This is a genomic window from Paenibacillus sp. FSL P2-0322 (assembly GCF_037975315.1).
In the GTDB taxonomy this organism is placed as follows: domain Bacteria; phylum Bacillota; class Bacilli; order Paenibacillales; family Paenibacillaceae; genus Paenibacillus; species Paenibacillus polymyxa_B.
The window spans coordinates 2,284,761-2,298,761 of sequence record NZ_CP150243.1 but is presented as its reverse complement, the minus strand read 5'-3'; the positions used below and the strand labels follow the sequence as shown (position 1 = coordinate 2,298,761).

12 protein-coding genes are annotated in these 14,001 nt (G+C 46.4%); all 12 read right to left on the bottom strand.

Going from position 1 to position 14,001, the window contains the following annotated elements:
• Nucleotides 1-65: 65 nt before the first annotated feature.
• The 12 genes from MKY24_RS10300 to MKY24_RS10245 all read right to left on the bottom strand — a co-directional run bounded on the left by MKY24_RS10300 (nt 66) and on the right by MKY24_RS10245 (nt 13,922).
• Nucleotides 66-2,732 carry a DNA translocase FtsK gene (locus MKY24_RS10300; protein WP_053325270.1) on the bottom strand — a complete coding sequence of 889 codons (2,667 nt, stop codon included), beginning with the start codon at nt 2,730-2,732 and terminating at the stop codon, nt 66-68.
• A 103-nt stretch (nt 2,733-2,835) separates the two neighbouring features.
• Nucleotides 2,836-3,048, bottom strand: a complete 213-nt coding sequence (locus tag MKY24_RS10295) for a YlzJ-like family protein (protein WP_023988229.1) — start codon at nt 3,046-3,048, stop codon at nt 2,836-2,838.
• A complete protein-coding gene (locus tag MKY24_RS10290) occupies nt 3,045-3,893 on the bottom strand; it encodes an ATP-dependent Clp protease proteolytic subunit (RefSeq protein ID WP_023988228.1) in 849 nt (282 codons plus the stop codon). Before MKY24_RS10290 ends, MKY24_RS10295 begins: the two co-directional genes overlap by 4 nt.
• A 229-nt stretch (nt 3,894-4,122) precedes the next feature.
• Nucleotides 4,123-5,802: a ribonuclease J gene (locus MKY24_RS10285; protein WP_013309942.1), complete on the bottom strand. Its 1,680-nt coding sequence runs from the start codon at nt 5,800-5,802 to the stop codon at nt 4,123-4,125.
• Between the two features lie 350 nt (nt 5,803-6,152).
• A complete protein-coding gene (dapA, locus tag MKY24_RS10280) occupies nt 6,153-7,034 on the bottom strand; it encodes a 4-hydroxy-tetrahydrodipicolinate synthase (RefSeq protein WP_028542708.1) in 882 nt (293 codons plus the stop codon).
• A gap of 39 nt (nt 7,035-7,073) precedes the next feature.
• A complete protein-coding gene (gene dapG, locus MKY24_RS10275; RefSeq protein WP_013309940.1) occupies nt 7,074-8,291 on the bottom strand; it encodes an aspartate kinase in 1,218 nt (405 codons plus the stop codon).
• Nucleotides 8,292-8,314: 23 nt separating this feature from the next.
• Nucleotides 8,315-9,352, bottom strand: coding sequence for an aspartate-semialdehyde dehydrogenase (locus MKY24_RS10270; protein WP_013309939.1), 1,038 nt, complete (start codon nt 9,350-9,352; stop codon nt 8,315-8,317).
• Between the two features lie 134 nt (nt 9,353-9,486).
• On the bottom strand, nt 9,487-10,080 hold the full coding sequence (locus MKY24_RS10265; protein ID WP_023988226.1) for a dipicolinate synthase subunit B: 594 nt from the start codon (nt 10,078-10,080) through the stop codon (nt 9,487-9,489).
• Nucleotides 10,077-10,976, bottom strand: coding sequence for a dipicolinate synthase subunit DpsA (dpsA, locus tag MKY24_RS10260; RefSeq protein ID WP_028542709.1), 900 nt, complete (start codon nt 10,974-10,976; stop codon nt 10,077-10,079). The genes MKY24_RS10265 and dpsA overlap by 4 nt, the downstream gene beginning before the upstream one ends.
• Before the next feature lie 185 nt (nt 10,977-11,161).
• Nucleotides 11,162-11,608 carry a dUTP diphosphatase gene (gene dut / locus MKY24_RS10255; RefSeq protein WP_013309936.1) on the bottom strand — a complete coding sequence of 149 codons (447 nt, stop codon included), beginning with the start codon at nt 11,606-11,608 and terminating at the stop codon, nt 11,162-11,164.
• On the bottom strand, nt 11,586-12,851 hold the full coding sequence (locus tag MKY24_RS10250; protein ID WP_053325269.1) for a pitrilysin family protein: 1,266 nt from the start codon (nt 12,849-12,851) through the stop codon (nt 11,586-11,588). Before MKY24_RS10250 ends, dut begins: the two co-directional genes overlap by 23 nt.
• Before the next feature lie 66 nt (nt 12,852-12,917).
• Nucleotides 12,918-13,922 (bottom strand): polysaccharide deacetylase family protein, encoded by a 1,005-nt coding sequence (locus tag MKY24_RS10245; RefSeq protein WP_177235812.1) that lies wholly within the window; start codon nt 13,920-13,922, stop codon nt 12,918-12,920.
• Nucleotides 13,923-14,001: the final 79 nt, after the last annotated feature.

Genomic DNA, 14,001 nt, shown 5'->3' with positions numbered 1-14,001 from the left:
CCATAATAGAACAACCACCATGCGAACAAACAGCGTTTTAATGTAGTGCTGGATAGAGATAATGCTTAGGAACTAACTTTATTTTGCTGATATTGCTCCATTGAGATAAGGACCTCACGGGGCTTGCTGCCCTCGTAAGGGCCGATGACTCCGCGAGCTTCCATGGAGTCAATCAGTCGAGCAGCACGTGTATAACCGATCCGCATACGGCGCTGAAGGAGCGAAACGGAAGCTTGTTTAGCCTCTAAAATGATGTTGACAGCCTGATCGTACAGCTCATCCAGCATTTCATCTGCATCAGCCGATACCTCTTCCACCTCCGGCACTAGCGTTTCATCATACTGCGCTTCACCCTGTTCACGTACATAGTTAACAATATTTTCGACTTCTTGATCGCTCATGAACGCTCCCTGAACGCGGACTGGTTTGGAAGCACCCATCGGCATGAATAGCATATCACCACGTCCGAGTAGCTTCTCGGCTCCGCCCATATCCAATATGGTACGGGAGTCTACCTGCGAGGAAACGCCGAAGGCAATACGTGAAGGAATATTGGCTTTAATCACCCCGGTAATTACGTCAACCGAAGGTCTCTGGGTTGCAATGATAAGGTGGATGCCTGCTGCACGCGCCATTTGGGCAAGTCGTGCAATCGCATCCTCCACATCTCCCGCAGCTACCATCATTAAATCTGCCAACTCGTCCACAATAACGACGATGTAAGGCAGAAATGCATCCGGGTTATCTTTCATCAGATTATTATAGCCCTCAATATTACGGGTTCCTGATTTGGAAAATAACTCATATCTTTTTTCCATTTCAACTACAATTTTCTTCAATGCAAGTGAGGCACGCTTTGGATCAGTCACGACCGGAGCCAACAAATGCGGGATTCCGTTGTACACGTTCAACTCCACCATTTTAGGATCGACCATCAAAAATTTGACCTCATCCGGCTTTGCTTTGTACAAAATACTCGTGATGATCCCATTGATACACACTGATTTACCCGAACCTGTTGCCCCAGCTACAAGCAGATGGGGCATCTTGGCCAAATTACCAACAATCGTCTGTCCTGCAATATCACGTCCGAATGCAATGGATAAATTGGAAGTTGACTCCTGGAAAACGGTTGTCTCCATTACCTCACGCATCGTGACAATGGAAACTTCATTATTCGGAACCTCAATTCCGATAGCAGATTTGCCAGGAATCGGAGCCTCCATACGGATATCTTTGGCAGCAAGCGCAAGCGCAATGTCATCCGTCAGACTCACAATGCGGCTGACCTTTACTCCAATGTCCGGCTGAATTTCATAACGCGTTACGGCAGGGCCACGGACAACCTCCAGTACCTTCGCCCGCACACCAAAGCTTTCCAGCGTTGCTTCCAGCTTGCGTGCCGTTTGCATGTAATCCTTTTGTCCCATACCTTTGCCTACGTTTTGTGGTTTAGCAAGCAAACGAAACGATGGGAGCTTGTACGGTTTAGGCGGCGGCGGAGCCGGAATAGCTGTATGGGTACCTTCAGCCTCTTCGCCTGCAACCCCAGTTGCAATCGTCTGAGCTTGTCCCTGAGCACCTTCTAATGTCCCCTGGATCGTTGTCGAATCATTCGCATTGGCATCCACAAAGTCATCATCCAGGGATTCATCAATAATGGAAGTTGTATGCTCTGCCCCTGTAAGGGACTCTCCAAATTCAGCTTCCGGTCTTCTTTCCTCATGCTTTACTTGTTCGAAGAAATCCCTAATAATGGGCGACCTCTTTACCGGAATTGCAGCTTCCTGCTCAGCGTGTTCGACTACGTCAGACAGCTCTTCACTCTGGTTATCGTTTATCCACTGGGCCTGCGCGTCCTCAGCTTCATATGGAAGATCATGATCATCCTCATCCGTATCGACGGAATGCTTCTCCTTGTCCGCTTTATCTGAATTTTTGAGACCAAACAACTGAAAGAAAATCGGTTGTTTGCGTGCAGGAGGCTGCATTTCGTCAAAGTCATCATCCATGTCTTCCTCATAGGCAGGAATCGGCTCAGACTTGATTTTTCTATTTCCACTACCTTTGCTAGATGCCGAAAGCGGAGTAGCTTTACCAGTCCATTTTTTACGCACGCTTCCCCCGACTGTCAGCAGCTTGGTCTTTACAATCCGTACCAAATCCACATAGGACAGTTGGGTCATCAGCATGAAACAAATGACGAACATAACAATCATGATCAGTTTAGCTCCTGTGAGACCAAACAGCCACAACAGAACAGTAAGCTGCAATGCGCCTACGTACCCCCCGCTGATATCCTTGTTCAGCATTGAGGTATGGCCCTGCTGGTCAGGCGACAGCAACTGCTCACGCATATCTATATGTATCTGGGTCATCACTCCGCCCGGCTGAAGCGCGTTGATCGGCCCCAAACGCTGCTCCATAGATGAAATAGAACTCATAAGTGTAAAGGCAAATACCAACAGGAGCAAACCCGTTTTACGCGAGTTCCACTGGTTCGGCCACTTGCGGTGAATCATCACCATCAGACCATAATAAATGCCAATGAGAGGGATAACAAAATAGAATTTCCCCAGTACGAGCCCAAACATCTTGGATAGCGACCGACCAACTGCCGCTTCACCCGACAACGCAATGACCGCTAATGTAATCAGCACAATGCCGTAAATTTCAAATTTTAGAACTCCGCCAAATGCGGCTTTCTTTTTTCTTTTTCTTCTTCTGGACATACAAGGTCACCCCCCAGAAGAATATTATACCACGTCACCCGGTATCCGCACATATGTTCTTTTTCAGCAGTAAATGACCTATTTCTATACTATTCGACACCTTCTACGACCACTCGATAACTTGACCTGGTCCATAACGCGGATTCAGGTAGGCTTCCAGCGGACAGTCCAACAACCGTACAATGATCCCCCGACGACTTTCAAGCGGCTGTACCTGCATAAGTAGACCGTCTACCCGAACCTCTGCAAGCTCCTCAGCCTCTTTCCACATCCCTTGCCATACCATTTCCATTGGCATCACAGTATATAGTGTCATTGAGGTAGCTCCCTGCTTTGCTCCCCTGACAGTGTCTCTGTAGGAGTTCCTGTGGGACTGGGAGAAAAAGGAGCATACGGAGCCTGCTGTTGAATCCCAGCGATCCCGTTTTGCTGACGCCGCGTTTCAATAATGGTGTTCAGCTGTTTTAAAGCCTCTCCGATGCCTCCAACCGCGTCCATCAATCCATACTTCACTGCATCCGCTCCCCCAACCGCTGTACCAATATCGCGGTTTAACTCACCGGTTTTAAACATCAGTTCCTTAAACTGCTCTTCTGTAATACGAGAATGAGAAACGACGAAGCGTACAACACGTTCCTGCATTTTTTCCATGTATTCAAAAGTTTGTGGTACTCCAATGACCAGACCGTTCATCCGAATGGGATGAATGGTCATCGTCGCACTCTCCGCAATGTAGGAATAAGTGGAAGACACAGCAATCGGCACACCGATGCTATGCCCCCCACCTATGACAATAGTCACCGTTGGTTTACTCATCGATGCGATCATTTCAGCAATAGCCAGTCCTGCCTCTACATCACCACCAACTGTATTCAGCAAAATCATTAATCCTTCGATACGAGGATTTTGTTCTGCCGCTACCAACTGGGGAATAATGTGCTCATATTTTGTCGTTTTGTTTTGAGGCGGTAAAATGAGATGCCCTTCAATCTGACCGATAATCGTCATGCAAAAAATATTGGACTCGCCTCCAGGCATGGAAGTTTGACCCAGCTGCTGCAAAGCCTCCATAGCAGGTAAAGCGGGTCTTTGCCCAATTTCTGGTTGATCTGGCGCTTCCGTTTCCTCGTTGCCAGATGTTAGATTGCTGTATTGTTCCATATGGGTGATCTTCCTTTCGCTTTACGCATCTATATGACCCGTATTCACCCTATAGTATGGGATGGAAATGGAATATTTTATACCCGACCCCATGCTTTTCCTTGTCCCGCAAAATCAAAAAAGCCTCTCCTCCCGCGGAAACCGTCCAATATTTCCTGCGGGAAGAGAGGCGACTGTGTGCCTGTGACTTAAGTTTTTAATTCAGGTTTTTGAACAAATTTCAATTGAATCACACTTCCATTATAATTGGCAGGATCATCGGTCTGCGACGAGTTTGCTCATACAAGAAGCGACCTAGTGCATCCTTGACATTTGTCTTGAGGGAAGCCCATTCATTTACATTTTCACTCATGAGCTTATGCAGTGTACTTGAGACAATACGATTTGCTTCATCCAGTAGACCTTCCGATTCACGGACATATACGAAACCGCGGGAAATGATATCTGGGCCTGATTTAATCGTTCCGTCTTGCTTGCTCAGCGTGACAACCACCACCAAAATACCGTCCTGTGACAGCAATTTGCGGTCGCGCAATACGATATTTCCTACATCCCCTACGCCTAGTCCATCGATCAGTACGTTGCCTGCTGTAACTTTACCAGCTCTGCGTGCTCCGCCATTCTGAATTTCAATGACTTCACCGATATCCGTGATGAAGATATTTTCAGGCTCTATACCTACGCCTTCAGCAAGAAGAGCGTGACGACGTTGCATTCTAAACTCACCATGAATTGGCAAGAAGAACTTTGGTTTCATCAGATTCAGCATCAGCTTGAGTTCTTCCTGGCTTCCGTGTCCAGAAACGTGGATACCTGGATTAGCTGCGCTGTAATATACATTGGCACCCAGACGGAACAGTTCATCAATTGTGCGTCCAACGTATTTTTCATTACCCGGTACCGGAGTAGCTGCGATGATGACTGAATCCCCTGGAAGAATGTCAACCTTTCGATGTGTGGAACGAGCCATTCTTGTCAAAGCGGACATCGGTTCACCCTGACTGCCTGTGCAGAGAATAACTACACGATCCGCTGACATTTTGCCAACTTCTTCAGGCTCAATCAGCATTCCATCTGGAATTTCCAAATAGCCCAAGTCCGAAGCAATACCTACGACATTAACCATGCTTCGACCAATAACTGTTACTTTACGTCCCGTAGCTTCAGCAGCATTAATTACCTGCTGAATACGATGTACGTTAGAAGCAAAAGTGGCTACGACCACACGCTGTCTCGACTTGCGGAAAATGTCTTCCAGGACAATACCAACGCTCTTTTCCGAAGGTGTAAAGCCCGGTTTCTCGGCATTTGTACTGTCTGACAAAAGAGCCAGTACACCACGTGTGCCAATTTCAGCCATACGCTGCAAATCTGCATATTGTCCGTTCACCGGAGTATGGTCAAATTTGAAGTCACCTGTATGAACAACAGCGCCTTCAGGAGTATCAATACATACACCTACAGAATCCGGAATACTATGGTTGGTTCTGAAGAAAGTTGCTTTTAGTGTGGAACCCAGCTTGATTTCGGAATCAGCATTGATCAAAATACGTTTGGTTTCACCAAGCAGATTCGCTTCCTTCAGCTTGTTTTCCACCAATCCCAGCGTCAATTTGGTACCATATACTGGTACATTCAAATGTTTCAACACGTAAGGCAAACCGCCGATATGGTCCTCGTGACCATGAGTCAGCACAATGCCTCTTACTTTGTCGCGGTTCTCTGTAAGGTAGGAAATATCAGGAATAACGATATCAATGCCCAGCATGTCCTCTTCCGGGAATTTCAGACCGGAATCCACCACGACAATGTCATTGCCGTATTGAACGACATACATATTTTTCCCGATTTCACCGACGCCGCCCAAAGCGAAAATCATCAATTTATCGTTGTTTGTTTTTTTAGACAAATGAATCTAAACCTCCTATGGTAGTTGGACGTCGTACCTTGATTTGTTTATTTAATTTTCAAAAAAATACCGCACCCAGTCACTTGACCCCATTATACATGATTAAAATAAGAAAAAACAAGTCATCCTGTTCGTTACGCTAGGTTTCCCATTGCCGTCTGAAACCATTAGTATCTGTCATTTTATCTACATACATGGTTGAAAGCACAGCAAAAAGGACGTCCTATAAGAACGCCCTTCACGCTGGAGAACCTTGTCAGACAATAAACTCTATCGGTTTTGTACCTACCGACTGCCCTTAACAAGGATACTCCTTAGTATTAATTAACAGCTTACATTCCTATTTCTCTTTAGCGGGTAAATAATTTCTTAATAAATTCCGCTTCATCCTCAGTTGGAGGAATGAGTGGCAACCGAACCGAACCTACCTTAATCCCCCGTAATTCCAATGCATATTTTACTGCCACCGGATTAGGCAGAGGATGAGGACAGCCAAACAAACCCTTGAAAATCGGGAACAACTGCTGATGCAACTTGGCTGCCTCCTGCGAGTGTCCTCCTACAAGTGAATCGATCATCTGCTTCATTTCAGCACCTACCACATGACTCGCTACGCTGATAATACCATAAGCACCTACAGCCATAGCAGGCAACCCAGAAGCATCATCCCCGGAATAAACCAGAAAACCTTCTGGCGCTGACGCTGCAATCTGTGTGACCTGCGCAAGTGATGCACATTCTTTGGTTCCCACAATGTTCGGAATTTGTGCAAGACGTAGCGTTGTTTCAGCTGTTAGACTCGCTCCAGTACGGCTTGGAACATTATACAGTATAGCTGGAAGGGATGTGGAGTTTGCAATACTTTCGAAATGCTGATACATCCCTTCCTGATTCGGTTTATTATAATATGGTACTACCAGTAGAACACCATCTGCTCCTGCCTGCTCCGCGGCACGGGTTAGATGAATAGAGTGACGCGTATTGTTGCTTCCAGTCCCGGCAATAATTTTACATCGTCCAGCTGCTTTTTCTACAACAAATGCAAACAACTTGATTTTTTCATCATCGCTCAGGGTAGGAGACTCCCCTGTTGTTCCAGATACAACAAGTGACTCTGAGTGCTGTTCTTCTATTAAGTAATCAATCAACGAGGACAATGCAGTCCAGTCAATCTCTCCTTGCTGATCAAAAGGTGTCACCATTGCGGTAATCAATCTGCCGAAGTTCACCATGCTGCCTCCTTTTTGCAAGTCCGAGCACGGACAATGCACCTATTGATGGAGTTCAAATTTATTATGCAATGCGCGTACAGCCTGCACCATATCTTCTTTTTTAACAAGTACCCAGATCGTCGTGTTGGAATCTGCGGATTGAAGGATCTGTACGTCTGATTCTGCCAATGCCTCCACAATCGTCGCCATAATGCCCGGTACCCCGTTGATACCACCGCCTATGACAGAAACTTTAGCACACCCGGCCAGTATCTTAGGTTCTAGACCCAAACCGTTCAATACTTCAACCGCTTTGCTTCCATCATGATCGAACACAGTATAAACTGCCCCCGATGGAGTTACGTTAATAAAGTCAACGCTGATTCCATGTTCAGCCATAGATTTGAATACTTGTAATTGCAAGTGCTCCAAACCCGGCTTTAATTCAACATTAATCTGAGTGACATTGCCGACATACGCAATACCGGTCACGAAACGGTCTACGATGTCTGCCTGCACGTCTTTAAAGCCTTCCGGGTGGGTAACTAACGTACCTTCTCCTTCAGAGAAGGTAGAGCGAACACGGACCGGGATATTAGCCTGCATGGCGATTTCAACAGCACGAGGATGGATAACCTTTGCTCCCTGATGAGCCATATTGCAAATCTCCGTATAGCTAACATGTGTAAGTGGCTTTGCATTTTCCACAATGCGCGGATCGGCGGTTAATATACCATTCACATCCGTATAAATATCGACCATATCCGCATGTAGAGCAGCACCCAGAGCAGTAGCTGACGTATCGCTGCCGCCCCGACCCAAGGTGGTCATATCACCGTCTGCTGTTTGTCCCTGAAAACCTGTCACAATGACAACTCTGCCTTGGTTCAACTCTTCAACAACACGGTCTGGCTTTATATCCAAAATACGAGCATTGCCGTATTGATCATCCGTAATAAAGCCCGCCTGTGCCCCAGTTAGCACCGTAGCAGGAATACCTTCCTTCTCCATCAGGCTGCATAATGTAGCAGCAGAAATGATTTCACCACAGCACAGCAGTAAATCCCGCTCGCGCTTCGGAAGACTGTCGCCGTTAGACGCCGCCCAATCCAGCAGCGTGTCGGTGGCATAAGGCTCTCCTTTTCTCCCCATGGCCGACACAACAACAACCAATTGAAGATTTTGCTCCAGCTCCCGCTTCACATGTGCCAGCACAAGTTGACGTGCTTCAGGTGTGGACAGCGAGGTTCCCCCAAATTTTTGCACCAAAATACCCATTATTCTTCCCCCATATCGGAACGTTACTCCGCGTTTGCAGCAATAATTTCCGCGATTTGCACCGCGTTCCATGCCGCTCCTTTGAGCAGATTATCGGATACAACCCACAAATTCAATCCACGGCTATTGCCCAAATCACGGCGTACACGCCCCACAAATACGTCAGGTTTTCCAGCAGCTTCGGATGCCAGTGGATAAAGCTGAGCAGCAGGATCGTCCACTAGCGTTACTCCCGGTGCCGAAGCCAGCAGATTGCGGATTTCTTCTAAATCATAATCTTTTTTAAGTTCTACATATACAGATTCCGAGTGACCGTATACAACAGGAATACGTACACACGTTGCTGTTACGTCCACAGATTCGTCACCCAGTATTTTTTTCGTTTCACGTACCATTTTCATTTCTTCCAGTGTATAACCATTGTCCTGGAATTTATCGATTTGCGGGATAGCATTGAAAGCAATCTGATGCTTTACTGGCAACGAGCCTACTGGCAACAGATCAGGCTGAACTTCATCACCGTTAAGAATCGCTGCGCTTTGACGATTCAATTCATCAATAGCTCGGCTTCCAGCCCCGGAAACGGCCTGGTATGTGGATACTATGATACGAGAAATGCCATACTGATCATATAATGGTTTCAAAGCAGCTACCATCTGAATGGTGGAGCAGTTCGGGTTCGCAATAATTCCTTGATGCTCGGCAATTTTGTCGCTATTCACCTCAGGCACTACAAGAGGAGCTGTCGGATCCATTCGGAATGCATTGGTGTTGTCAATGCAAACCGCCCCATGACGAACAGCATGCGGCGCCAATTCCTTACTTACGTCTCCACCTGCACTAAACAAAGCAATGTCGATTCCTTCAAAGCTGTCGGGGGTAGCAATCTCTACTGGAATTTGCTGACCTTTAAAGCTAATTAACGTGCCGGCAGAACGAGGCGAAGAAAGAAATTTGATTTTGTCCACAGGAAAATCCCGTTTTTCCAGCAGATTTACGATCTGTTCTCCTACAGCGCCTGTTGCTCCAACGACAGCTACATTAAACTTTCTATTGCTCATCTGGTGTATCTCCCCTTCTCGACTAAAAAACCATTTTTTATTCTGAAAGCATCCACCGCCAACAAGAAATTAGACTCGATACAATATCGAATCATCTTCTAGGCGAGGGATGCTCAGCAGTTAACTATAGTACTTCATGGGGTCTTGCGTTCCACAATCATCGGCTGAAGCTGTTTACCTTGCAATGCTTCATAAGCAGCCTCGGGAATCAACTCCATGTTAGCTACAAGCGAGTTCGGCTTTTTAACTGGATTGTCCTGTCCGAACGGCACAAAAAAGATATTTTTGGCTACGAGTAATTTGGCGATATTGGCAGCATTTAGACCCAGTCCATCATTAGTAGATATGGCTAAAAGAAGTGGACGACCGTTGCGCAATTGCGCCTTGGCAGCCATCAAAACCGGACTGTCTGTCATCGCATTCGCTAACTTACTCATTGAATTCCCCGTCAAAGGTGCAATCACCAGCACATCGAGTATTTGGGAGGGACCCAGTGGCTCAGCCTCCACAATTGTAGAAATGATATCATTCCCTGTTATATCTTTCAACTGTTTTTGCCAACTTTGCGAAGTACCAAAGCGAGTATCCGTTGTTAGTACTGTATTGGATATAATAGGAATGACCTTCGCACCCTCATCAACAAAGCGCTGTATAACAGGCATTACCTCTTCAAATGTGCAATGTGAGCCTGTAATTGCATAACCTACTGTTTTCCCTTGCCAACTCATTGTGCATCCCCCCGATCAGGATTATCTTCCATTAACAACTGCACCAGCGTATTCGCTATAATGGCACCAGCAGTTTTGGGAGCAACAATACCGGGAAGACCAGGGGCAAGCATAGCCTTGATTCCACGCTTTTCCGCATAACGGAAATCACATCCGCCCGGGGCGGAAGCAAGATCTATAATCACGGTGCTCAATGGCAATTTAGACAGGATTTGCGCTGTGATAATCATAGAGGGTATCGTATTAAAAATCAAGTCAACTCCCTTTGTCTCTTGCGCTAAATCCCTTGTCATAAAAGGCTTCCAACCCATTTCCACGGCTCTCGCTGCATCCTCTGCCCGCCGTACTCCAACCTTCACTCTGGCTCCCAACCCCTGTAGTGCCCTTGCCATGGTAAATCCAGTCCGTCCCATGCCTAGAACCATACAATCTGCACCGTGAATCGTAAAATCGGTATGCTGAATGGCCATCATCAGTGCGCCTTCGGCCGTAGGTATAGAGTTGTATATGGCCACATCATCTCTCTCCAGCAGCTCTACCAGCTTTAACTCATGTCTGGTACAAATTTCTTTTAAGTACGTCCGCGCCATCCCTGTATATACAACACAATGCGGTGGAAGAGCAGCAGCATGCTCATTCAGAAACTGGAGCTTCTGTGCTCCAAAAAGTGCATTTACGTTGCCTTCCTCATCGCATCCCACCACCGGCAAAATCAGTGCGTCTGACGATTCCAGCAGCTTGACAGACATTGGTTCTAGTGTCACTCCTTTGAGTGGTACTTCAAGCTTGTCAAAACCGACCACACTGACGGTAGCATCCATGTCCACACATTTGCGGATTACCTCAAGCTGCCTCGCATCGCCACCCAAAACAACGACGCGTATTCCTGTTAGCATCCGGATCACTCCTTTCCGAGACACGATATGCTTTTAGTCTATGCGAGTGCCCGGAGAGGGGTGAAAAAACACAAAAAAAAGCCGCCCCTTTATGAGACGACCTTTATTTGCATGCTTACTCTTAAGCAAGTAAATTTGAAGATTTTACAAAATAGACATTCGTACATCGCAAACTAACCATAACCTCAGCGTCCTGTATGGCCAAAGCCTCCAGCACCACGCACTGTTTCAGATAATTGGTCTACTTGTTTCAGCTCTACCTCAGGTACAACCTGAAATACCATTTGTGCAATTCGCTCATTGCGCGTAATCGTGAACGATTCCTCGCCCAAATTAATAAGAAGTACCTTAATCTCCCCACGATAATCCGCATCAATCGTTCCCGGTGTATTGAGACAAGTAATACCATGCTTAAGAGCCAGTCCACTTCGTGGACGGATTTGTGCCTCCAATCCCGCTGGCATAGCTATTGCAAATCCAGTTGGAACGAGGCAACGTTTGCCGGGTTCCAGTACCAGATTTTCCTGTACTGCTGCATACAAGTCAAACCCTGATGCAAGCTCTGACATTTTGCGGGGCAGCTCAATATCTTCATTGCCCGCGAGTCTGTTAATTTCCACGTAAGTTAACAAAACAGTCCCTCCTCATATCCTTTACCGCTGAATCACTCGCTCCCACCATCGACAGGGCAAACGGCTCCGAGAACATCCGATCCAGCACTTTATTCACATCATTTGCCGTCACTTGCTCGATATGCTCGATCATTTGATCCAGCGTATAATGCTGACCAAGCATCAATTCATTTTTTCCAAGCCGATTCATCCGGCTACCTGTACTTTCAAGGCTTAAAATCAAACTTCCTTTTAATTGCTCCTTACCTTTACGAAGCTCATTAGCGTCCAAACCGTTGACAGCCACATCTCGTAAAAGCTCCAGCGTCAAATCCAGCACGTCCTTTGTTTGCTTAGGAGCCGTACCTGCATAGATCGTGAACATACCACTGTCCGCATGGGAGCTATGATAGGAATAGACCGAATAAGCCAGTCCACGCTTTTCCCGAATTTCTTGAAACAAACGTGAACTCATGCCGCCGCCGATCGCGTTATTCAGCAAAACCATAGCATACTGGAGTTCGTCACCCGTTGCAAATCCAGGCAGGGATAAACAAATATGATTTTGCTCCGTTGCTTTCTCATGATACAACAGCTCACCGTTAAACGCAGGTACTGTCAGCGGCGAAACGGTTCCATGATTATCAAAATGTCCAAAATGTCGCTCCAACAATTCTACCAAGCGATCATCAACATTACCAGCCACACTGATAACTGTATTGTCGATTGTATAATGCTCCCTCATATAATGGCTGAGATGTGAGCTATCCATAGCAAGCAGGTGATCTTCGGTTCCGAGAATCGGATAAGCCAGTGGATGTTCACCATAGGCCGCGCGAGATACAAGATCATGAACCATATCATCCGGTGTATCCTCGTACATGGAGATTTCCTCCAAAATCACATTCTTCTCTTTTGCCAATTCTTCCTGATCTAGTTTGGAATTAAAAAACATATCAGACAGCACATCAACTGCGATCGGTAGATGCTCATCCAACACCTTGGCATAATAGCATGTATATTCCTTCGAAGTGAAAGCATTAACATTTCCTCCGATGGCATCGAATTGCTCAGCGATTTCCTTAGCGTTAAAACGCTCTGTTCCTTTGAAAAGCATGTGTTCGATAAAATGAGAAATACCGCTATTGTCCGGCGTTTCATTTCGGGAGCCGGTTTTAACCCAGATACCGAAAGAAACAGAACGCACGGTTGGAATTTTTTCAATGACCACTCTTAGGCCGTTTTTGAGTTGAATTCTTTCCACGATTGGCCCTCCTAAACTGAATTGCATACTTAGCCATAATGTTCAATCCTAACAGAAAAAAGACGTTCACTCAACCGGAGCAGGTAGCTGTCGATCAGGGGAAAGTGTCTGACTGACAGTTCCGAGCACAAGTCCCTTACTACGAATGGCATGGATCATGCCTTTGAGAGCAGCCGCTGAGGAATCTGTTGGGTGCATTAATATCAGTGTGCCTGATTCAACCTTACTACTGATTTTGTTAATCACCGATTCCGGTGACGGATGTTTCCAATCTACAGTGTCCAATGTCCACAACACTGTTTTGAGCCCACGTTCTGCTGCTATATCCACCGTTTGCTGATTAAAATCGCCCGATGGAGGGGCAAACCAGTTATTTTTGACGCCCAAAGTTTCTTGAAGAAGCTCTTGTGTCTTTTCAATTTCTTGTGTGGCTCTGGCCCGACTCAGACGGCTCATATTCGGATGAGAGTAAGCATGATTCGAAAGCTCATGTCCTCTTTTTTGAATCTCCTTGGCGAGTTCAGGATTTTTTTTCAGCCAACTTCCATCAAGAAAAAATGTGGCCTTGACCTTTTCCTGATCCAGCGTGTTCAGTATCGGCAGGATAAATTCATTCCCCCATGCTACATTGATCATGAAGGATACCATTGGCTTTTCGGGATTCCCCCTGTAAATTGGAACATTACCAAGCTGATTTAAATGTATTTTAGGTGCCAATTGCCGATATACATATTGAATGGGTCGATCCGGAGATGCAATCGCTTTGCGATAGGTAGCATCCAAATCCACCTCCAGTCCGTTATAGCCTGGAATAGCCTTCCATACCCTGTCGATCTTGGCATCAACTGGTTCCCGCCGCTGACGGGCTGCCTCTGTTCTTAGTCGCTGCATAAGCGCATTATCGGGTAAAGCCGCCATCGCCATCGTTGTTTCAGCTTTAGGCTCCCCAACTCCTGTAGCGTCTCCATTGCGTAATTGATTAGCGAAGTCACGAACCCCGCTAAACTGTCCGATTACCAGTGTGATGGCTAAACTGGCTACCACCCACACTGCTCTTTTTGCCCTACTCATGATTCCTTCATCCTCCCGCCCGTTTGTCCACATTGTATGCGGGGAGGACAAGAACTATGACGCAGTAGCCTCTAGAAGC